Raw genomic sequence first — 20,091 nt, 5'->3', positions numbered from 1 at the left:
CATCAGGAGCGAAACAGGCGCGAATGCAGGGTTTCGTGTCTCAAGGAAGCAATATCCGCGATGATCGCGGCCGAGCCAAGATCGTCGAGGGAGCCAGCCGAGGCCAGCGCCGCTACCTCCGAAATCGCAGCCTCCAGCCCCGCGAGAACGCCGATACCATCCCGCTGGCCGAAAACGCCGCAGCGAATCGCGACCGAAATTGTGTTCGACGCGCTGGCGTTGAGAAATGCGGCGAGCGCCGCCACCATGCCGGTGCGATGCGCGCCCGCGACCGCGCCGACCGCCACCGGATAGGCAGCGGTCGCCCCCAGCACTTGCAGCACAGGATGGGGCCAGTAGCCCGCGGCGGCAATGAAAGCCTCGCCGAGCAGCATGGTCTCCATGTGCCGTTCGCGCGAACCGGCGAGTGCCTCCGCCAGTTCCGCGGCGGCCTTTAACCGCTGCGCATCATCGTGGCTGCGATAGCTCTCGGCCAACAGCAGCGCATCGTTCCAAAGCGCCCCGCGCCGCATAAGCGTGTCGAGCCACAGGCGCAGATCGCCGGCGTTCGCAACGAGCCCATCGTGAACCGCCTGCTCCAGTCCCCCAGAATAGGAAAAGGAGCCGACGGGAAAGGCGGGCGAGAGCCAGGTGACGAGCCGGACCAGCGCCTGCGTATCGGCGTGTTCAGCCATGGTGGTGGTGATCGCGGCCGTGCCCATGATGATGGCCGCCGGTGCCATGATAGGCCCCGCGCAACGGGTGGAAAGGCTCTATCACTTCGCTGACCGTCGCGCCCAGGCCCTCGAGCATCGCGCGGATCACCGAATCGCGGGCAATCAGGATGCGCCCCTCCTCGACCGCCGCCGGCAGATGCCGATTGCCGAGATGCCAGGCGAGTTCGATCAGGTGCAGCCTGTCGCGCGGACGAATTTCGTAGAGCGCTTCCTCCGCCGCCTTCACTTCGATATAGCCGCCGCCCTCCAGCACCAGGAGATCGCCATCGGCGAGCATCACCGGCTCCTTCAAGTCGAGCATCACCACATCGTCATTTTCGAGATGCAGGAGCTTGCGCCGCAAATGCCGCTGGTCATGGCTCAAAGTCACGCGGTAAAGCGGTGCCCGCTCGGCGGATCCGGGCGAAAGCACTTCGGTCGAACGGTAGGGCACGTCAGATTACCTCGACCTTCTCGGGGTGGATCACCTCGATGCGGACCTCGGCGAGCAATTCTGCCATCGCCGCCTGAAAAGACTTCAGGTGCGGCTCGGAGAAATGCGCGTCGACGGCCGCCCTGTCCCTCCAGGACTCGACGAAGACAAGCGTGTCCGGTTGAGCCGCATGACGATAAAGATCATAGCTGATGCATCCAGCTTCCTTGCGGGTGGATTCGATGAGCGGCGCTGCGAGTGCCACGACCTCATCGCCCTTGCCTGCGTTCGCCTTCAGATGTGCGATAACGTAAACCATTGGACCTCGGCATGCTCTTGCGATCACTGTAGCAAGAAAAAGCCCCGGCGCCAGCAGGGAGCCGAAAATCCAAAAGACTCTCGAAAGCCTGCTTGCGGCAGCCGGGGCCTTGCCTTTTCAATCGGTCGCGATCAGGCGGCGATCTTCCGCGACTTGAGTGCTGCGAGAATGTTCTGCGGCGAGGAAATGCCGTAGGGATCGCTGTCGCAATTGTCGGAATAGCCTTCCTCTTCGAACCATTGCTCGACGATGCCATTGTTGACGATTGCGGCATAGCGCCAGGAGCGCATGCCGAAGCCGAGATTGTCCTTGGCAACCAGCATGCCCATCTTGCGGGTGAACTCACCCGAACCATCCGGGATCAGCTTGACGTTTTCGAGGCCCTGCGACTTGCCCCAGGCATTCATGACGAAGGCGTCATTGACCGAGACGCAATAGATTTCATCGATGCCGAGCGCGCGAAACTCCGGCGCGAGCTTCTCAAAGTCCGGGAGCTGATAGGTCGAGCAGGTCGGGGTGAATGCCCCCGGCAGCGAAAACAGCACCACACGCTTGCCTGCGAAATAGCCGTCCGAGGTCACATCCTGCCAGCGGAACGGATTGGATCCGCCGACGGCTTCGTCGCGGACGCGGGTGCGGAACGTCACTGCAGGAACTTTTCTGCCGAGCATTATCTTCTCCTTTTGATAGCTGCCCGGGCGTCAGGTCTTGGGAGGAAAACGCCCGGCGGAAAGCGAGCGCCCTTCCTACAGGAGATTGCGCTGCACTGCAGCATCAAAGGCACCTTCGCATAACAGCCTTGCGCATGGCGCATGGCTGCAGAATGCGTAGGGGGTCAGCTCAGAACAGGAAATAGCGCTGCGCCATCGGCAGCACCGTCGCAGGCTCGCAGGTCAAGAGCTCTCCGTCCGCACGCACCTCGTAGGTCTCGGGATCGACCTCGATATGCGGCGTCAGGCTGTTGTGGATCATCGCTGCCTTGCCGATGCCGCCGCGGGTATTCTGGACGGCGACGAGCTCCTTTGCGACGCCGAGCCTGCCCGCAAGCCCCGCATCGAGCGAAGCCTGGGAGACGAAAGTGACTGACGAATTGGTGAGGCTCTTGCCATAGGCGCCGAACATCGGCCGGTAATGTACCGGTTGTGGCGTCGGGATGGAGGCGTTGGGATCGCCCATCGGCGCCGCGGCGATCGTGCCGCCGATCACAACCAGGTCCGGCTTGACGCCGAAGAAGGCCGGATTCCAGAGGACGAGATCGGCGCGCTTGCCGACTTCGAGCGAGCCGAGCTCGTGGCCGAGACCGTGGGCGATCGCCGGGTTGATCGTGTATTTGGCGATGTAGCGCTTGACGCGGAAATTGTCGTTGTCACCCGTCTCTTCTTTGAGGCGGCCCCGCTGCCGCTTCATCTTGTCGGCGGTCTGCCATGTGCGGATCGCCACTTCGCCGACCCGCCCCATGGCCTGACTATCGGAAGAGATGATCGAGAAGGCACCAAGATCGTGCAGGATGTCCTCCGCCGCGATCGTCTCCTTCCGGATGCGGCTCTCCGCAAAGGCGATGTCTTCCGGAATTGACGGCGAAAGATGATGGCAGACCATCAGCATGTCGAGATGCTCTGCCACCGTGTTTAGGGTGTAGGGCCTGGTCGGGTTGGTTGAGGAGGGAATGACATTCGGCTGGCCGCAGATCTTGATGATGTCCGGCGCATGGCCGCCGCCCGCCCCTTCCGTGTGGAATGCGTGGATCGTCCGCCCCTTGATTGCAGCGATCGTATCCTCGACGAAGCCGCTCTCGTTCAGTGTGTCGGTGTGGATCATTACCTGCACGTCGTATTCGTCGGCAACCGACAGGCAGCAGTCGATCGCCGCCGGCGTTGTGCCCCAGTCTTCGTGCAGCTTCAGCGAGGAAGCGCCGCCCATCACCATTTCGACGAGCGCCCCGGGCTGCGAGGCATTGCCCTTGCCGGCAAAGGCGAGATTCATTGGGAAGGCATCCGCCGCCTCGATCATCCTGGCGATGTGCCAGGGCCCCGGCGTGCAGGTGGTGGCGAGCGTCCCATGCGCCGGTCCCGTGCCGCCGCCAAGCATGCAGGTCAGCCCGCTCATCAGCGCCTCTTCGATCTGCTGCGGGCAAATGAAGTGGATATGAGCGTCCATGCCGCCGGCGGTGACGATCTTGCCCTCGCCGGCGATGGCCTCGGTGCCCGGGCCGACGATGACATTGACGCCCGGCTGCGTATCCGGGTTGCCGGCCTTGCCGATCGCGGCGATGCGCCCGTCCTTGAGGCCGATATCTGCCTTGACGATTCCCCAATGGTCGAGGATCAGCGCATTGGTGATGACCGTATCGACGGCGCCGGCGGCACGCGTCACCTGGCTTTGGCCCATGCCGTCGCGAATGACCTTGCCGCCGCCGAACTTCACCTCTTCACCATAGGTAGTGAAGTCCTGCTCGACCTCGATGAAGAGCTCGGTGTCGGCAAGCCGCACCTTGTCGCCTACGGTCGGACCGAACATGTTGGCATAGGCCGCGCGCGACATTTTATAGGACATGGTTCAGGCTCCTTGGGACCAAGTCTGAGAAAGAGGATTGATCGAGGCGGCGAAGGCGACCCTCGGAGGCGAGCGCCTCGACATAGCGACGCTCCGTCGCGAAGGGATGCCACTCCCAGCCACTATGGCCGAAGCCGGCAAGCACGACATCGTCACGGTCGCTGGCAAAGCTCGACAGGATATCTGCGATCACCAGGAGGCCGCTCGACGGGACCACATAGGGTGGAGGCTCGAAGCGGGCGAGGTCGCGCTCCAGCCCCTCCTGCCTTCCGGCCGGGATGACGCGGTGGGGACGGCCGGTGGCGCGCGCGAAGCTTTCGAAGCCCGCTGTATAGTCGTCGCAGAAATCATCGAGATCCGGGTGCGTCACGGCGAGCTTCGCCCGCATCGCCGCGAACTTCGCGCCGGAGCGCACGCTCCAGATCGCGCGCGCCTGCCGCACCGGTTTGCTCGTCTTCCAGCGACCACCGCCGAGCATCGCGAGCGCGGGGCGACCCGTATTGCAGACTGCCACTATGTCGGTCTTGTTGCCGCCCTTGCCGACCGAGCGGCAATCGTTGAAGCGAACCACCACATCAGCGGCATCGATCGTCGCAGCGGCACCGTCCGGCACCTCGCCATTGCCTACGATCATGATGACGCGGCTCATCGACGATTATCTCCCGGCGAATGCGCGACCGCGGTTCAAAGTTTGCCCATCACCTGCTGACGGAAGCCGAATACCTCGCGCTTGCCCGAAAGCGGAATCAGCGTGACCTGCCTGGTCTGGCCCGGCTCGAAGCGTACGGCCGTACCGGCGGGGATATCGAGGCGCATACCGTTCGCAGTGGCGCGGTCGAAGATCAGGCCAGGGTTCGCTTCCGCAAAATGATAATGGCTACCGACCTGCACCGGCCGGTCGCCGGAATTGGAAACCTCGATAGTGACGGTCTCGCGGCCGGCATTGAGCTCGATATCGCCGGCGGCTGCGATGATTTCCCCTGGTATCATGCCGTTCTCCCCTCAAGCAGCACTTTAACGAATGGGTTCGTGGACCGTGACCAGTTTCGTCCCGTCCGGGAAGGTCGCTTCGATCTGGATGTCGTGGATCATTTCCGCAATGCCTTCCATCACTTGGTCGCGGGTCAGCACATGCGCGCCCGCCTCCATCAACTCGGCGACGGAGCGGCCGTCGCGCGCGCCCTCGACGACGAAATCGGTGATCAGGGCGATCGCCTCGGGATGGTTGAGCTTCACACCGCGCTCCAGCCGGCGGCGCGCCACCATCGCCGCCATGGAAATCAACAATTTGTCCTTCTCGCGCGGGGTGAGATTCATGCGTCGCCATCCAGTTTGATTGCGGGATCAGAGAGTCCAGACTTTCGGTACAGATGCGTCCTTACGCAAGTGCGAAATGAGCGGGATGAGGATTTTTCTGAGTTCGAAACCGTCGGCGGCGACAAGCCGAGCAATAAGCTTGTCGCGACCGCCTACCTTGTAGTGGCTGACACCCGCCCCCGCCACCGATGCGAGTGCCGCGCGCAGCCTCGTAAGCATCGCTTCGCAATCCGCCGCCACATAGAGGAGCGTCGCAAACGCGGCCGCGCCGCCAAGCACCGCGGGTCGTGCGGCAAGTCGGGCGATCTCGTCGTCGAGCGTCAGATTTTCCGCGTGGATCAGCTTGTCGCCGCTCCTCACGCGCCAGCGATCGCGAAAGAGCCCGGCATGCACCGCCTCGCCCATCGCCTTGCGTCCAAGCAGCACCGCCTCGACGGCGAGAAGCACGGCATCGGCGGCAAGGTCGACCTCGAGCGAACGCGACAGCGAGGCCCGATCGAAGAGGATCGTTTCCTGCGGCAGCCAGTCAATACGAGCGCCGGCCGCGGCCGACAGGCGCGTCTCGATCTCCGCCGTACCTGCGCTTGCTTTGTAGATCTTCTCACAGGCCTGAGTCGTCAAACAGAGGCTCGTTCCCTCGCCCGCCTCGAAGGCCCAAGCCAGACGGTCGCCGCCGGTGACGCCACCCGAGGAATTGATGAGCACCGCTTCCATGGAGCCGTCGAAGGTCTTCGGCAGGCGAATCTTGGCACAACCTTCCTGATAGAGCTCCGCGATACGCGTGTTTCCGCGCCAGGACTTGGCACTGAGCCGCCCCTTTCCCCAGGCCCTTTGCGGGGCGATGATCGCCGCCTCGGTCACGTTCTTCAGATGTTTCCCTGCTGGCACGCGGTCCGCGTGCAATCTTGTGATCCGGCATCGTCGGAAACCGGATGACCAAAGTCAAGGCACTGTTTCGAAAGCGGAATTGTCGTCCACGAGGGATAACGCCTCGACTGAGTTCCAATGGCGATCGTCCGGAACCCGGTTCGTCGCTTTTCGCAAAGAGGGCCCCTCATCTGGGCCCTCCCTTCGATACCCGTGCATTGGCACGATCAAGACCGTGCGAACTCCATCAGATCCGCGTTGAGTTCGTCTTTATGCGTGTCCGTGATGCCATGCGGAGCGCCCGGATAGACCTTGAGCACCGCATGCGGGATGAGCTTCTTCGAGGCGCGGGCTGCGGCGTCGATCGGCACGATCTGGTCATCATCGCCATGGATGATGAGCGTCGGCACGTCGAACTTCTTCAGGTCCTCGGTGAAATCCGTCTGCGAGAAGGCGACTATCGAATCATAGGTGTTCTTGTGACCGGCGGTCATCCCCTGCAGCCAGAAACTGTCGATCATGCCCTGCGAGGGCTTTGCGCCGGGGCGGTTGAAGCCAAAGAACGGACCGGACGCAATGTCCTTATAGAGCTGCGATCGATCAGCGAGGCTGGCGGCCTGCAGATTGTCGAACACTTCCTTCGGCAGACCGCCCGGATTGCTCCCGGTCTTCACCATCAGCGGCGGGACGGCCGAAATCAGCCCTGCCCTTGCGACTCGCCCCGTGCCGTGCCGGCCGATATAGCGGGCGATTTCGCCGCCACCGGTCGAAAAGCCCGCGAGGAAGATACCCTTCAGGTCTAATTGCTCGATCAGGTCGGCAAGATCGTCGGCGTAGTGGTCCATGTCGTTGCCGTCCCAGGGCTGGCTGGATCGGCCATGGCCGCGGCGATCATGGGTCACGACTCGGAAGCCATTGCTGGCAAGGTGGAAAGCCTGAGCCTCCCAGCTATCGGACGACAACGGCCAGCCATGGCTGAGGACCACTGCCGGACCATCCTTCGGCCCCCAGTCCTTGTAATAGATTTCAACGCCGTCACGGGTGAGAATACTGCTTCCCATGGTTCTTGCTCCTTGGCTTTTGGATGAAGTTACGGCGTCCGCAGCCGTTGCTGGTCTGTGGGCAGAGAGAGCTGCGGCGGCGCTGGCGGCACCCAGCGCCCCGGTCAGGACACTACGCCTCAATACGCCGTTGGCAGTCGTGCGTGTTTCAACCTTGGTCATTGGTACTGCTCCTTTGTGTTCGCGATTTAATCGCCCACGATATAAACCCCTGCGCCGAGGCGACGTCCATTTCGGACAAGCATCTGGCCGTGCGATTAAATCGTGCACGATATTTATCGGTCCAAAAACCTGCTGGCAATACCTTGCGATTATATCGCGAACGATTTATTTTATCTGCCTGAACAGTTGGAAGAAGACCATGGCAAAGGCTGACACCCCGTCCTCCGAAGATCTGTTGAAGCTGGACAGTTTCCTGTGTTTCGCGATCTATTCCGCCAACCACGCATTCACGCGCGTCTACAAGCCGCTTCTCGACGACCTCGAGCTCACCTACCCGCAATATCTGGTGATGGTGGTGTTATGGGAGAAAGACGACCAGACGGTCGGCAGTCTCGGCGAGAAACTCTTCCTGGAGTCAAGCACGCTCACGCCCATGCTGAAGCGCCTCGAGGCTATGGGCTATATTACGAGAGTTCGCGACAGAATGGATGAGCGGCAGGTGCGCGTGCGGCTGACCGACACCGGTCGCGCCCTGAGGCATAGGGCAAACGCCGTTCCGCTCGGCATTGCCGGAGCCACGGGAATGGAACCGGCAGACCTCGCCCGGCTGAGGGCAGAGATCGCGGCACTCCGGGCTTCGCTGCTCAGGTAAGACGCAACGGTAGAAAAAGAAAAGGGCCCGGCGTGTTTCCGCGCCGGGCCCTTACTGATCCGAGACGATGACTATTCGTTCTGGAAGTAGCTGTACTTGCCGTCGTCACCCTTTTTCCAGGTGTACATGACGTAGTCCGGACGGGTGATGTCGCCCTTCTCGTCGAAGCCGAGCTCGCCGATCGCAGTCTGGAACGGACCCTTCGATTTCATAGCTTCGGCAACAGCCTGCGGGTCGTTGCCGCCGGCAGCCTTAGCACCCTGAGCGATCACCTGAAGCGCCGCATAGGAGTAAAGCGTGTAAGCCTCCGGTTCGAAGCCCTCAGCGCGGAACTTCTCGACGAGTTCCTTGGCGTTGGGGTTCTTGCGCGGATCCGGCGCGAAGGTCATCAGCGTGCCGTCGACGGCATCGCCGGCGATGGAGGCCAGCTCGTTCGAGACAATGCCGTCGCCCGACATGAACGTCGCGTTCAGGCCCTGGTCCTTCATCTGGCGCATGATGAGGCCGGCTTCCGTGTGCAGGCCACCGTAGTAGACGACGCTCACGCCGGCTTGCTTCATCTTGGCGATGAGGGCCGAGAAGTCCTTGTCGCCGGTGTTGATGCCTTCATAGAGGGCTTCGGTGACGCCCGCTTCGTTCATCGCCTTCTTGGTTTCGTCGGCAAGACCTTGACCGTAAGGAGTCTTGTCGTGGACGACGCCGATCTTTCCGTCCTTGAAATTGGCGGCGATGTACGCGCCGGCTACCGCGCCCTGCTGATCGTCGCGGCCGCAGGTGCGGAACGTGTTCCAGAGACCGCGTTCGGTGAACTGCGGGTTGGTCGAGGCCGGGGTGATCTGCAGGATGCCGTTTTCGGCATAGATCTCCGAAGCCGGGATCGACACGCCCGAGTTGAAGTGGCCAATGACGAACTTAACGCCGTCAGCGACGAACTTGTTGGCGACCGAAACGCCCTGCTTGGCGTCCGATACGTCGTCGCCGAGCACGATCTTGATCTGTTCCCCATTGATGCCGCCTGCAGCATTGATGTCCTCGGCTGCCTGTTCCGCACCTTTCTGGAGCTGCGCACCGAAGGCGGCGTTCGGCCCGGTCAGCGGACCAGCGACGCCGACCAGGATATCAGCCCATGCGGTGCCGCTGAAGGCGACCATTGCGGTCAGCGCCACAGCCGACAGAAGAGTCTTTTTCATCTTGTTACTCCCAAATCTTCGAGCGGGTCTTGTTTCAAAGCCAACGCAATGCCCACCATACTTGCGCCGGTGATCCTTCGCACCGGCCGCTTCCGACCGGCACACGCTGTTCCCTTATTTGGCCCTCCAGGAGAAGGGCGAGGCTTTTTCATAAAGCCAGTAGTACATGTTGGCCATCTGCCTGGTCCGGTAATACCGGAAACCGGCGGTAGCAAACAACAAAAGTACGACCGTGTCCACGACATAGTATTGCAGGCTGAACATCGTTCCGCCGAAAAGCGCGTGATGCACGAAGCGGATTGCGAGTCCGAGCAAGGCCACATAGGTCAGCAGCCGCGGAACGGTTTGCCAGTTATCGGCAACGCTCTTGCCCGTCCTCCAGGCGGTCCAACCGCCCAAGATACAGGTGATGAAGAGAAACTGCCAGACCGACGCTTCTTCGTAGAGAATTCCCTGCATGTCATTCACTCCAGGCGCGGCGCATCAATGGCGACCGCCTTCGAGATAGGCGGCTCTGACTTCCGGATTGGCCAGCAGATCCTTGCCCGTCCCGCTCATCGTAACCTTGCCGTTTACGAGCACGTAGGCGCGATCCGAAAGCTTGAGCGCACCGAAAGCGTTCTGCTCCACCAGAAACACGGTGAGGCCCTCTTGGTTGTTCAGCTTTTTGATCGCCTCGAAGATCCCCTTGACGATCAGCGGCGCCAGCCCGAGCGACGGTTCATCGAGGAGAAGCAGCTTTGGCCGCGCCATCAGCGCCCGGCCGATCGACAGCATCTGCTGCTCGCCGCCCGAGAGCGTCCCGCCACGCTGGGCCTGCCGCTCCTTGAGGCGCGGAAACAGTGCAAACACCTTCTCCACGTCGTCCTTGAAGTGCTTCAGATTGTCGAGGCTCGCGCCCATCTGAAGGTTTTCCAGCACCGTCATGCGCGGGAAGATGCGGCGACCTTCCGGCGACTGGGCGATGCGAAGGCGGGCGATCTCGTGCATCGGCAGGCGCGTGATCTCCTGTCCTTCGAAGGAGATCGAGCCGGTGCGCGCCTGCGGACTGCCGCAGATCGTCATCATCAGCGTCGACTTTCCGGCCCCGTTGGCCCCGATAAGCGAAACGATCTCCCCGCGATGCACCTCGACATCGACCCCCGACAGCGCCCGGATGTTGCCGTAGTAGGTCTCGACGCCTCTTACACTCAAAAGCGGAGCGGTCATGGATTGATACCTCCCTGCTCGCTTTCGATTTCCTCGATCTCCTCGATCACCTCTTCAACCTCTTCGTCCTCGACACCGAGATAGGCCGCGATGACCTTCGGATCATGCTTCACGAATTCCGGATTGCCGTCGGAAATCTTCTGCCCATATTCCAGCACCACCACGTGATCGGAAATCTCCATCACCACCGACATGTCGTGCTCGATCAGCAGGATGGAGGTACCGGTGTCGCGACGGATGGCCTGCAGCAGTTCGTTGAGCGCGAGCGACTCGCGCGGATTGAGGCCGGCGGCCGGCTCGTCGAGGCAAAGCAGTTCCGGCCCGGTGCACATTGCACGGGCGATCTCCAGCCGCCGCTGCGCCCCATAAGGCAGGTCGCCAGCCGGATCGTCGGCCCGGTCGGTGAGCGATGCCATTTCGAGCCAGTGCTTGGCGAGCTCGAGCGATTCCTTGGTGGCCTGCCGATAGGCAGGAAAGCCGAGCAGACCGAGGATCGTGTACCCGGAAGCCTGCATCAGCTTATTGTGCTGCGCCACCAGCAGGTTCTCGAGGACCGTCAGGCCCGAGAACATGCGGATGTTCTGGAAGGTGCGCGCCACTTTGGCATGCTTGGTGATCTCGAAATCGGGCAAGCGTTCCAACAGGAACTCCTTGCCGGATCGCTGCTTCATCGTGATCATGCCCATCGTCGGCTTGTAAAAGCCGGTAACGCAGTTGAACACGGTCGTTTTGCCCGCCCCGTTGGGGCCGATCAACGCGGTGATTTCGCCGCGCTCTGCCTCGAAGGAGAAGTCGTTGATGGCCATGAGACCGCCGAAGCGCATCGACAGGTGCTCGACCTTGAGAATGGGGTCTTTGGTCATTGTTGTCTTGAGGGCCATCAGCCGTGCCCTTCCTTGGTAAAGCTGCCGGAGATGGCCTTGCGCTCGTGGAGAAACGCGGTCGGTTCGCGGGATCCGACGAAGCCGCGCGGCTTCCAGACCATGACGATGACCATGGCCAGGCCGAAGATCAGCATGCGGTAGAGTTCAGGCGTGAATGCCGGGCCGAAGATCACTTTGAGGAAGGTCAGTTCGCGCAGGATTTCCGTGCCGCCGATCATGACCACCGCCGCAACCGCGATGCCGGTCAGCGAACCCATGCCGCCGAGAACGACGATCGCGAGAATCACGGCCGACTCGAGAAAGACGAAGGATTCCGGCGAGACGAACCCCTGGCGAACGGCGAAGAAGGACCCCGCAAAGCCACCGAACATGGCACCCGTGGCAAAGGCGGTCAGCTTCGTCGTCACCGTGTTGATGCCGAGCGAGCGGCAGGCGATCTCGTCCTCGCGAAGCGCTTCCCACGCCCGTCCGACCGGCATCCGACGGAGGCGGATGGTGACGAAGGCCGTCAGCAACGCAAGGCCAAGGATTAGATAGAACAGGAAGATCTTGTAGTAGGCCGAGGACATCGGCAAGCCGAACAGCGCCGCAAAACCGTCCTTGGATGCGTCGAACTTGATGCCGAACAGCGTCGCCTTGGCGATACCCGACACGCCGAACGTGCCCTTGGTAACTTCGGTCCAGTTGATCAGCACAAGGCGGATGATTTCGCCGAACGCAAGCGTGACGATGGCCAGGTAGTCGCCCCGGAGGCGTAGAACCGGAAAACCGAGGATCACGCCCCACAGGGCTGCGAGAATGCCGGCGACCGGCAGTAGCACCCAGAAGGACAGGCCGAAATAGCTGGAGAGCAGGGCATAGGAATAGGCGCCGACAGCATAGAAGGCCACATAGCCGAGATCGAGAAGACCGGCGAGACCGACAACGATGTTGAGGCCCCAGGCGAGCATCACGTAGATCAGGATCTGGATGCCGAAGTTGTCCACCCACTTCAGCGAACCCTGGACGCCGACGAGCGCTACGATGACCGGCGGATAAAGCACCAGCGCGACGATCGCGATCTTCGAAAGGTTGCGGCTGAAGAAGCTCTCCCCTTTTACAATCTCAGGCGCCGCCGCCTTCACGGCCTTTCGCTGGGCGAGCCACGGCTGCACATAGGCAACGATCAGGAACCGACCGACCATCGAAACGGCGACGAAGGTCGCCAGGAGTCCCCAGCGCTCCGTCAGTATCAGCTCGTTGCGAATGTTCTGGTCGGTCTTGAGACCGACGAAGAGGAAGAACAGCCCGAGCGTGATGAGACCCGTGAAGACAGCCTCGCGCAGGGCCCGCGCCGTCACCTCAGTGCCGGCGCTTGCAGTCGTAGATGCAACATTTGCCATGGAATTTATACCTTCTCGACTTCCGGTCGTCCGAGAATACCCGACGGCTTGAAGATCAGGACGATCGCGAGAATCGAGAAGGTCGCGACATCCTTGTAGTCGATGGTGAAATAGGCCGACCACAGCGACTCGATGAGACCGATCAGCAGCCCACCGAGCACAGCGCCCGGCAGCGAGCCGATGCCTCCAAGTACGGCGGCGGTGAACGCCTTGACGCCCGGAACGAAGCCATCCGTGAACACGACCACGCCATAATACATGAGATACATCGTACCGGCGACGGCAGCGAGTGCCGCACCCATGATGAAGGTCACCGAGATGGTGCGATCGACGTCGACGCCGAGCAGCGCCGCCATCTTGCGATCCTGCTCGGTAGCGCGCTGCGCGCGGCCAAGCGGCGTCCGGTTGACGATGTACCAGAAGACCGAAAGCAGAATTGCCGTGATGACCACGATGACGATCTGCTTCAAGGAGATCGCGATGCCGAACACATTGTAAACCGAGGAGACGAGCGGCGGGATCGGCTTGTTGCGCGGCCCCTGCGTCACCTGGATGAAGTTCGAAAGGACAATGGACATGCCGATCGCGGTGATCAGCGGCGCGAGGCGGAACGACCCGCGCAACGGCCGATAGGCCACCCGCTCAATAGTCCAGTTCCAGAGTGCGGCCGCCAGCATGCCAACGATCATCATCAGCAAAAGCGCCAGCACCACCGGCACACCGGCAAGAAAAGACGTAAGAACCAGGAAGACAATCAACGCGGCGAAACCGCCAAGCATGAAGATATCGCCATGGGCGAAGTTGATCATGCCGATGATGCCGTAAACCATGGTATAACCGATCGCGATCATACCATAAATGGACCCAAGCGTCAGCCCGTTGACGAGCTGCTGGATGAAATACTCCATCAATCTTCCCCTGGACCAGATCCCGAAGGTCCAGCCTCTTGTTATTAGTTTTCATTCGAGAGCGTGCTCTGGGCCGATTTCATACCTCTTTCAAGTGAAAATGAAAGCTAAAAAATGCGCGATTGGTGGATTCTTCCGCGATAAAATCGATTTGGCGCATTTGCAGCCAGCAAAAGTCAAAAAAAATGCAGCCTTCGCTTGCGAAATGATCAATTTGGAGCCCAAAAAATGTAAAATGGCAGCAGTTGCTTCGTTCCATGACATGCAGACCGCTCATTGCCGTACATGGTTTTTGCCACTATGGCGCTCCAAGCGTAAGAGCGCTGAGGCACGTTTAATGGCTGCAGGTCTCACACCCCGGGGGGCCTGACGAGACATGCAGCAGCACGGATTGAACCAGAAACGGATTGATGATGCTGGAGATAATGGAACGAGCTGCGATCGCCGCCGGAGAGGCCATTCTGCAGGTTTACGACGCCGGTCCCGCCGTGACCTATAAGGCGGACAGTTCACCGGTAACGGATGCCGACCACCGAGCCGAGCGCATCATTCTCGCTCAACTCACCGCCGCCTTTCCGGATCTGCCGATCATCGCTGAGGAATCCGTCGCGGCGGGGAAGGTCCCCGACATCGCTGGCCGGCGCTTTTTCCTGGTCGATCCCCTCGACGGCACCAAGGAGTTCCTCGATCGCGACAGCCACTTCACGGTCAATATCGGGCTCATCGATGGCGGAGTGCCGGTCGCAGGCGTCGTCTATGCGCCGGCGCTCGGCGTCATCTATGCGGCAGGCGCCGGTGAAGCGAGGAAGACAAAAGTCGAGCACGGCCGTGTCTGCTGTGACTGGCGCCCGATCGGCTGCCGAAAGTCTCCAGTCCCGCCGGTCGCCGTCGTCAGCCGGCGGCACAACAGTCGCGAAACGATCGCCCACCTCGACGCACAGGGCATCACCGACTACGAGGCGATCGGTTCGTCGCTGAAGTTCTGCCTGCTTGCTGAAGGGCAGGCCGATATCTATCCGCGGTTCAGCCGCACTATGGAATGGGATACCGCCGCCGGGGACGCGATCCTGCGGGCGGCCGGCGGCGAAACGCTGACCATCGAAGGCAAGCCTCTCGCCTATGGCAAGCGCAACCAGCCGAACGACACCGATTTTGCCAATCCCTGGTTCATCTCCCGCGCGAAGCCGCATTGACGCATCTCGCTCGAAACTGTGCGGCAGTCTTGGGAGAAGGATCGCTGGAGCGAGCAGAAAGGCTTGGCGTGAGTCCGACGCACCTCATGGACTTGCACGCCGTCAGGCCCTATCTCTCGTCGGTCGTCTGTCGCAAGCAGGATTGTGAACCATGTTGTCCTACTCCGCCATAGCCAGAAACAACGTTGCCGTCGTCACCGGCGCTGCCTCGGGCATCGGACTTGCAGCGGCAAAGCGCTTTGCCGCTCTCGGAATGAAGGTCGTGCTCGCCGACCTCCCCGGCAACCGTCTGCACGTCGCCGAAGCGGCGGTGGCGAAGCTTGCCGCCGGCGGAGCAGCGGACGTGGCTGCGGTCGCGACGGACGTGTCGCAGCCGGACGAAATCGTTGCCCTGGCGCGCGCTGCACGCGAAAGTTTCGGCCATGTGCATGTGCTGATGAACAATGCCGGCGTTCAGCCCGGCAGCTCGATGTTCGGCCCGCTGGAGTATTGGGAAACCGTGATGTCCGTCAACCTTTGGGGGGTGATCAACGGCTCGCGCATTTTTGCGCCTGCCATGATCGCACATGGCGATCCGGCGCTGATCATCAACACCGGCTCCAAGCAGGGCATCACCACGCCACCCGGCGATCCCGCCTATAATGTCTCGAAGGCAGGTGTGAAGGTTTTCACCGAGGCGCTCCAGCACGAATTGCGCAACACCGAAGGCTGCAAGGTGAATGCGCATCTGCTGATACCCGGATTCGTCTACACGGCATTGACCGCGCATGGCCGCACGGAAAAACCGGCCGGCGCCTGGACGCCGGAGCAGACGGTGGACTTCATGATGGAGAGCCTCGCCCGCGGTGATTTCTACATCCTCTGCCCGGACAATGAAGTCACCCGGCCGACGGACGAGAAACGGATACTGTGGGCCGCGGCCGACATCGTCGAGAACCGCCCTCCCCTTTCCCGCTGGCACCCGGAATACGGCAAGGCCTTTCAGGGGTTCCTCACCGGCAAGGAAGATTGAACGGGCGCTGCGCATGTTCTGCAAGACGTAGCCGGCTTGAACATGTTGCAAGTCAAGATGCGACAGTAGCTTTGGCCGCCTGGAAAACTCTCTTAAGAACGGAATCGAGGGCAAAACCGTGACTAGCGGCATCCACCACATCACGCTGATCAGCCGCAGGGTCCAGGCGAATGTGGATTTCTATCTCGGCTTTCTCGGGCTGCATCTCGTCAAACGGACCGGCGGCTTCGAGGATCCCAACCAGTTGCACCTCTTTTATGGCGATGCTTCGGGTTCGCCGGGATCTCTTGTCACTTTCCTGGTATGGGAGGATGGCTCCCCGGGACGTGTGGGCCACGGCCAGCCGAGCGAGATCGCCTTCGCAATTCCCCCTGAAAGCATCGGCTTCTGGCTGACGCGCGCTCTCCAGTTCAGCATTGGAATTGCTGGACCGGCGCAGGAGTTCGGCGAACCGGTGCTGCGGCTCAAGGATCCGGACGGCGTGATCGTGAAGCTGGTCGGAACAAACGCCTTGCCCGAACCGGCGCCATGGGCCAGTCGTGACATTCCCGAGACCGACTCCATCCGGCGGCTGCGCGGCGCAACCGTGCTCACCGAGAAGCCGAGGGAAACGGCGCAGTTTCTTCAAAGCCACTTCGGCTACCGCGAAATTGCCGCCACGGATACGATCCGCCGCCTCGCCTCTACCTCGGGGGATGTCATCGACGTGCGCGACGCGACCGGCTTTTGGACGGCAGCGCCCGGTACCGGCACCATCGACCACATCGCCTTCCGGGCACCGGACGAGGCGACGGTGCTTGCCGTCAGGGCCGATCTTGAACAGGATCATGCCGGCGCAACCACGGCGCATGACCGGAAGTACTTCTTCTCGCTTTATGTTCGCGAACCCGGCGGCTCGCTCTACGAACTCGCCACGGACGGTCCCGGCTTTGCAGTCGACGAGCCTCCGGATGCGCTTGGAACGACGCTCTTCCTGCCGCAGCGGATCGGCAATGATGCTGCCGAGACACTGGTCCGGCTGCCGCAATTCGCGCTGCCGGGAGAGCCGCGCCTGACCCGCCGAGATCTACCTTTCGTCCATCGCTTCTATCATCCGGAGGCAATGAACGGCCGCACCTTCGTGCTTCTGCACGGCAGCGGCGGCAACGAAACCGACATGCTCCCCTTCGGCCACCAGCTTGACCCGCAGGCCACGCTTCTTGGCGTGCGCGGCCGCAGCACCGAGGAGGGCTTTCCCCGCTGGTTCCGACGCCTGACGATGACGACCTTCGACCAGCAGGATATAAGGTCGGAAGCGGATGCCTTCGTCGCATTCCTCGAGGGAGCGCGCGAAGGCTATGGGCTCGACCTCGGCAAGACCGTTTTCATCGGGTATTCGAACGGCGCCAACCTCTTGGCCGCCGTGATGCTGCTCCACCCCGGCGTGATCCTGAATGCGGTCTTGATGCGGGCGATGGCCGCTCTTGAAGCTCCCCCAGAATCCGATCTTTCCGAAACGAATGTTCTGATGCTCACCGGAAGAGACGACCCCTATGGCAAGCACGCGCCTGCCCTGAAGCATACCCTCGCCGAAGCTGGCACAAAGCTGACCGCGCTGGTAATCGACACGCACCACGGGATCGGCAGCGACGATATGGAGGCGATCCGCCGCTGGTTCGCGGAAAATGGCCTTTAACTGCCCGTGACCTTATGGCATCGCGAGGCGTCCTCTAGCGACCAAATGCGAATGCCTGTGAGCACATCCCGCTCTAGCCTAGCCCGAACGGGCTAGTGCCGGCGAGCCTCCTCACGCGCGGGCGCGGCAGGCGGATTAGATCTCCCGGCCGGCTGGTCGCCCCCTGTATTTGTCATGTAATGGGTGTGTGTATGAGCGTATCCAAATGGAGGGCGGGGCTGATTTTGCGGCTTGGTTGTTAACGCCGGATTCAGCATTCGACAAGCGCGGACGCGAATGCTTAACCCCCTTCGTGTTACATGAGGATGCTCTTTAATGGGAGAGACTTGTGGTGAGAATCGGGGCCGCACGGATGCTGGCCGTTCTGGCCGGGTTTGGAAGCCTTCTGATGGCGGCGGACCGTGTGCTTGCGCGCGGTGCATGCGAGGCGAAGACAATGGCAACGGTCGATCGAAAGGTGCCTGACGGCGGGCTTTCCGCCTCGATACGATCGGGACCGGCACCGCTTGAGGTTACTTTCGCTGCCCGTGGTGGCGGGGAAGTCTATTTCGGCGGCGGCTGGCTGGACTTCGGGGACGGCGAAAGGACCATGGTCTGTCGACCCGGATCGGGCTGTCGCGAGACTTCCGCGACCCACACCTACTCGCAGGCCGGGACCTATTGCGCCCTGCTTATCGGGGAAGGCGAGGGTGAGCGGCTCCTGTTGGGCAGCGTGACCATAAACGTTGGACATTGAAGTACTGAAAGAGAAACGAGCATAGCCGCATGTGTGAATTCTGCGCCTCGAACCAGCTGCCAAAATCTTTCGTTTGCCTGGATCCTGAACAGCCCAGCGCTACTGGTAGCGTCGCTCAGCAAAGCGGCAGCGACACCGTGCCCGCAGGCACGAGCACGTCAAAGACCGTGACTGCCGGCGGCAGCGTTTCCGGTTACGTCAACAGCAGTGGCGACCAAGACTGGTACAAGATCACGCTTACCGCAGGGCAGACTTACCGCTTTACCCTGGATGGTTCGAACGGGCTCGATGCTTACCTGACACTCTATGATGCCGGCGGCAGGCGCCTTGGTGGCAACGATGATGGCGCAGGAAATTACGATTCGCTCATCACTTTCACAGCAGGCACCAGCGGCACCTATTATCTGTCGGCGGGCGGCTATGAAGCATCGACCGGCAGCTACAAGCTGACGACCGCGCAAGGCACCGCCCTTCCCACCTACACCGTGGCGCAGATCGCCGACCAGCTTACCGAAGGCTACTGGGATTGGTCGGGTGGCGGGGAGCGCCAATGGGCCTCCAGCAACACCGATATCACCTTCAACGTCGAGGGGCTGTCCGCCGCGCGCGCCGCTCTGGCCCGGCTCGCCTTTGCCACCTGGGCCGAAGTGTCCGGCCTGACCTTCACCGAAACGAGCGGAAGTGCGGAGATCACGCTCGACGATGCAGATGATGGCGCCTACGCCACCTCCACCGTCTCACGGGGAATCATCCAGTCCAGCCGCATCAATGTGGAATCCGGCTGGTTCGAGGGCCGCAGTGACATCGCAGGCTACACCCTGCAGACCTTCATCCACGAGATCGGCCACGCGCTCGGCCTCGGCCATGGCGGCAACTACAATGGCAGCGCCGTTTATGGCGTGGACAACCATTATGCCAATGATTCCTGGCGGATGAGCATCATGTCCTACATGAGCCAGGAGGAAGCCGGCACGGGCAGTTTCGCTTGGGTTCTGACGCCGCAGATGGCGGACATCCTGGCGATCCAGAACCTGTATGGTGCGGCAAGCACGCGAACCGGCAACACTGTCTATGGTTTCGGCTCCAATGTAACGGGCAGAACGGCCTCTCTTTACAACCTTGCGAACTTCACCGACAGCGAGGTGGCTCTGACGATCTATGACTCAGGGGGTACCGACAAGCTGAACCTGTCGGGCTTCGCCGTTGCCCAGAGGATCGACCTGCGGCCGGGCACCTGGTCGGATGTCGGCGGCTTGCGCAACAACCTCGCCATCTACACGACGACGACGATCGAACACGCGGTTGGCGGCGCGGGTAATGATCGGATCACGGGCAATGGCGCAGCCAACCGGCTCGAGGGGCGGAACGGCAACGACGCGCTCGCCGGCGGCGCCGGCAATGACGCGCTGCTCGGCGGGATCGGCAATGACAGGCTCGATGGCGGCACCGGCGCGGACGCCGCCGGCTATTGGGATGCGACCAGCGGCGTGACGGTCAATCTCGGCCTCACGACGGCGCAGAGCGTCGGCGGCGGGCGCGGCTCCGACACGCTCGCATCCATCGAGAACCTCATCGGGTCGAGTTATGCCGACCGGTTTACAGGAAATGGCGCGGCCAACCGGCTCGAAGGCCGGAACGGAAACGATACTCTCGCCGGTGGCTCCGGCAACGATACGTTGCTCGGCGGTGTCGGCAATGACAGGCTCGATGGCGGCACCGGCGTGGACGCCGCCATCTATTGGGATGCAACCAGCGGCGTGACGGTCAATCTCGGCCTCACGACGGCGCAGAGCGTCGGCGGCGGGCGCGGCTCCGACACGCTCGCATCCATCGAGAACCTCAT

The 20,091-nt window shown here is 61.7% G+C and carries 23 protein-coding genes; 7 read left to right on the top strand and 16 right to left on the bottom strand.

Annotated features, from left to right (window positions below; genetic code table 11):
- Positions 1-2 precede the first annotated feature (2 nt).
- The 10 genes from J2Z31_RS15440 to J2Z31_RS15395 all read right to left on the bottom strand — a co-directional run bounded on the left by J2Z31_RS15440 (position 3) and on the right by J2Z31_RS15395 (position 7,407).
- Positions 3-674, bottom strand: a complete 672-nt coding sequence (locus tag J2Z31_RS15440) for an urease accessory protein UreF (protein WP_209602945.1) — start codon at positions 672-674, stop codon at positions 3-5.
- Positions 667-1,149: an urease accessory protein UreE gene (gene ureE, locus J2Z31_RS15435; RefSeq protein WP_209602462.1), complete on the bottom strand. Its 483-nt coding sequence runs from the start codon at positions 1,147-1,149 to the stop codon at positions 667-669. Before ureE ends, J2Z31_RS15440 begins: the two co-directional genes overlap by 8 nt.
- Position 1,150: 1 nt before the next feature.
- On the bottom strand, positions 1,151-1,447 hold the full coding sequence (locus tag J2Z31_RS15430) for a putative quinol monooxygenase (protein WP_209602461.1): 297 nt from the start codon (positions 1,445-1,447) through the stop codon (positions 1,151-1,153).
- A gap of 131 nt (positions 1,448-1,578) precedes the next feature.
- Positions 1,579-2,118, bottom strand: coding sequence for a peroxiredoxin (locus J2Z31_RS15425; protein WP_209602460.1), 540 nt, complete (start codon positions 2,116-2,118; stop codon positions 1,579-1,581).
- Between the two features lie 169 nt (positions 2,119-2,287).
- Positions 2,288-4,000 carry an urease subunit alpha gene (ureC, locus tag J2Z31_RS15420; protein ID WP_209602459.1) on the bottom strand — a complete coding sequence of 571 codons (1,713 nt, stop codon included), beginning with the start codon at positions 3,998-4,000 and terminating at the stop codon, positions 2,288-2,290.
- Entirely contained in the window at positions 3,990-4,649 is a 660-nt protein-coding gene (locus tag J2Z31_RS15415) for a Urease operon accessory protein (protein ID WP_209602458.1), read from the bottom strand. The genes ureC and J2Z31_RS15415 overlap by 11 nt, the downstream gene beginning before the upstream one ends.
- Positions 4,650-4,684: 35 nt before the next feature.
- Positions 4,685-4,990, bottom strand: coding sequence for an urease subunit beta (locus tag J2Z31_RS15410; RefSeq protein ID WP_209602457.1), 306 nt, complete (start codon positions 4,988-4,990; stop codon positions 4,685-4,687).
- A gap of 24 nt (positions 4,991-5,014) precedes the next feature.
- Positions 5,015-5,317: an urease subunit gamma gene (locus J2Z31_RS15405; RefSeq protein WP_012066611.1), complete on the bottom strand. Its 303-nt coding sequence runs from the start codon at positions 5,315-5,317 to the stop codon at positions 5,015-5,017.
- A 27-nt stretch (positions 5,318-5,344) separates the two neighbouring features.
- Positions 5,345-6,178 carry an urease accessory protein UreD gene (locus J2Z31_RS15400; RefSeq protein WP_209602944.1) on the bottom strand — a complete coding sequence of 278 codons (834 nt, stop codon included), beginning with the start codon at positions 6,176-6,178 and terminating at the stop codon, positions 5,345-5,347.
- 233 nt (positions 6,179-6,411) lie between these two features.
- Positions 6,412-7,407, bottom strand: coding sequence for an alpha/beta fold hydrolase (locus J2Z31_RS15395; RefSeq protein WP_209602456.1), 996 nt, complete (start codon positions 7,405-7,407; stop codon positions 6,412-6,414).
- A 199-nt stretch (positions 7,408-7,606) separates the two neighbouring features.
- Here J2Z31_RS15395 and J2Z31_RS15390 point away from each other — a divergent pair, with 199 nt between their 5' ends.
- The gene (locus J2Z31_RS15390) at positions 7,607-8,059 is read left to right on the top strand and encodes a MarR family winged helix-turn-helix transcriptional regulator (RefSeq protein WP_209602455.1); all 453 of its coding nucleotides are present in this window, start codon (positions 7,607-7,609) and stop codon (positions 8,057-8,059) included.
- A gap of 71 nt (positions 8,060-8,130) precedes the next feature.
- On the opposite strand, the gene J2Z31_RS15385 is transcribed toward J2Z31_RS15390, so the two are convergent.
- From J2Z31_RS15385 to J2Z31_RS15360, 6 genes are all read right to left on the bottom strand, one after another.
- Positions 8,131-9,249 carry a branched-chain amino acid ABC transporter substrate-binding protein gene (locus tag J2Z31_RS15385; protein WP_209602454.1) on the bottom strand — a complete coding sequence of 373 codons (1,119 nt, stop codon included), beginning with the start codon at positions 9,247-9,249 and terminating at the stop codon, positions 8,131-8,133.
- Positions 9,250-9,363: 114 nt separating this feature from the next.
- Entirely contained in the window at positions 9,364-9,708 is a 345-nt protein-coding gene (locus J2Z31_RS15380) for a DUF6867 family protein (RefSeq protein ID WP_209602453.1), read from the bottom strand.
- Positions 9,709-9,732: 24 nt separating this feature from the next.
- Positions 9,733-10,458, bottom strand: a complete 726-nt coding sequence (locus J2Z31_RS15375; RefSeq protein WP_209602452.1) for an ABC transporter ATP-binding protein — start codon at positions 10,456-10,458, stop codon at positions 9,733-9,735.
- A complete protein-coding gene (locus J2Z31_RS15370; RefSeq protein ID WP_209602451.1) occupies positions 10,455-11,339 on the bottom strand; it encodes an ABC transporter ATP-binding protein in 885 nt (294 codons plus the stop codon). The genes J2Z31_RS15375 and J2Z31_RS15370 overlap by 4 nt, the downstream gene beginning before the upstream one ends.
- Positions 11,339-12,724, bottom strand: a complete 1,386-nt coding sequence (gene livM, locus J2Z31_RS15365; RefSeq protein ID WP_209602450.1) for a high-affinity branched-chain amino acid ABC transporter permease LivM — start codon at positions 12,722-12,724, stop codon at positions 11,339-11,341. The genes J2Z31_RS15370 and livM overlap by 1 nt, the downstream gene beginning before the upstream one ends.
- Positions 12,725-12,729: 5 nt before the next feature.
- Positions 12,730-13,632: a branched-chain amino acid ABC transporter permease gene (locus tag J2Z31_RS15360; RefSeq protein ID WP_209602449.1), complete on the bottom strand. Its 903-nt coding sequence runs from the start codon at positions 13,630-13,632 to the stop codon at positions 12,730-12,732.
- On the opposite strand from J2Z31_RS15360, the gene J2Z31_RS15355 reads away from it, so the two are divergent.
- The 6 genes from J2Z31_RS15355 to J2Z31_RS15330 all read left to right on the top strand — a co-directional run.
- Positions 13,619-14,002: a hypothetical protein gene (locus J2Z31_RS15355; protein ID WP_209602448.1), complete on the top strand. Its 384-nt coding sequence runs from the start codon at positions 13,619-13,621 to the stop codon at positions 14,000-14,002. The genes J2Z31_RS15360 and J2Z31_RS15355 overlap by 14 nt on opposite strands.
- A 43-nt stretch (positions 14,003-14,045) precedes the next feature.
- On the top strand, positions 14,046-14,825 hold the full coding sequence (gene cysQ, locus J2Z31_RS15350; RefSeq protein WP_209602942.1) for a 3'(2'),5'-bisphosphate nucleotidase CysQ: 780 nt from the start codon (positions 14,046-14,048) through the stop codon (positions 14,823-14,825).
- Between the two features lie 151 nt (positions 14,826-14,976).
- On the top strand, positions 14,977-15,837 hold the full coding sequence (locus J2Z31_RS15345; protein ID WP_209602447.1) for an SDR family NAD(P)-dependent oxidoreductase: 861 nt from the start codon (positions 14,977-14,979) through the stop codon (positions 15,835-15,837).
- 118 nt (positions 15,838-15,955) lie between these two features.
- Entirely contained in the window at positions 15,956-17,512 is a 1,557-nt protein-coding gene (locus J2Z31_RS15340) for a VOC family protein (protein WP_209602446.1), read from the top strand.
- Positions 17,513-17,840: 328 nt separating this feature from the next.
- A complete protein-coding gene (locus tag J2Z31_RS15335; RefSeq protein WP_209602445.1) occupies positions 17,841-18,248 on the top strand; it encodes a PKD domain-containing protein in 408 nt (135 codons plus the stop codon).
- A 137-nt stretch (positions 18,249-18,385) separates the two neighbouring features.
- Positions 18,386-20,091 (top strand): M10 family metallopeptidase C-terminal domain-containing protein (locus J2Z31_RS15330; RefSeq protein ID WP_209602444.1); only part of this gene is annotated, 1,706 nt, incomplete at its 3' end.

The organism is Sinorhizobium kostiense (assembly GCF_017874595.1).
GTDB lineage: Bacteria > Pseudomonadota > Alphaproteobacteria > Rhizobiales > Rhizobiaceae > Sinorhizobium > Sinorhizobium kostiense.
This window is presented reverse-complemented; position numbering and strand designations above follow the sequence as displayed.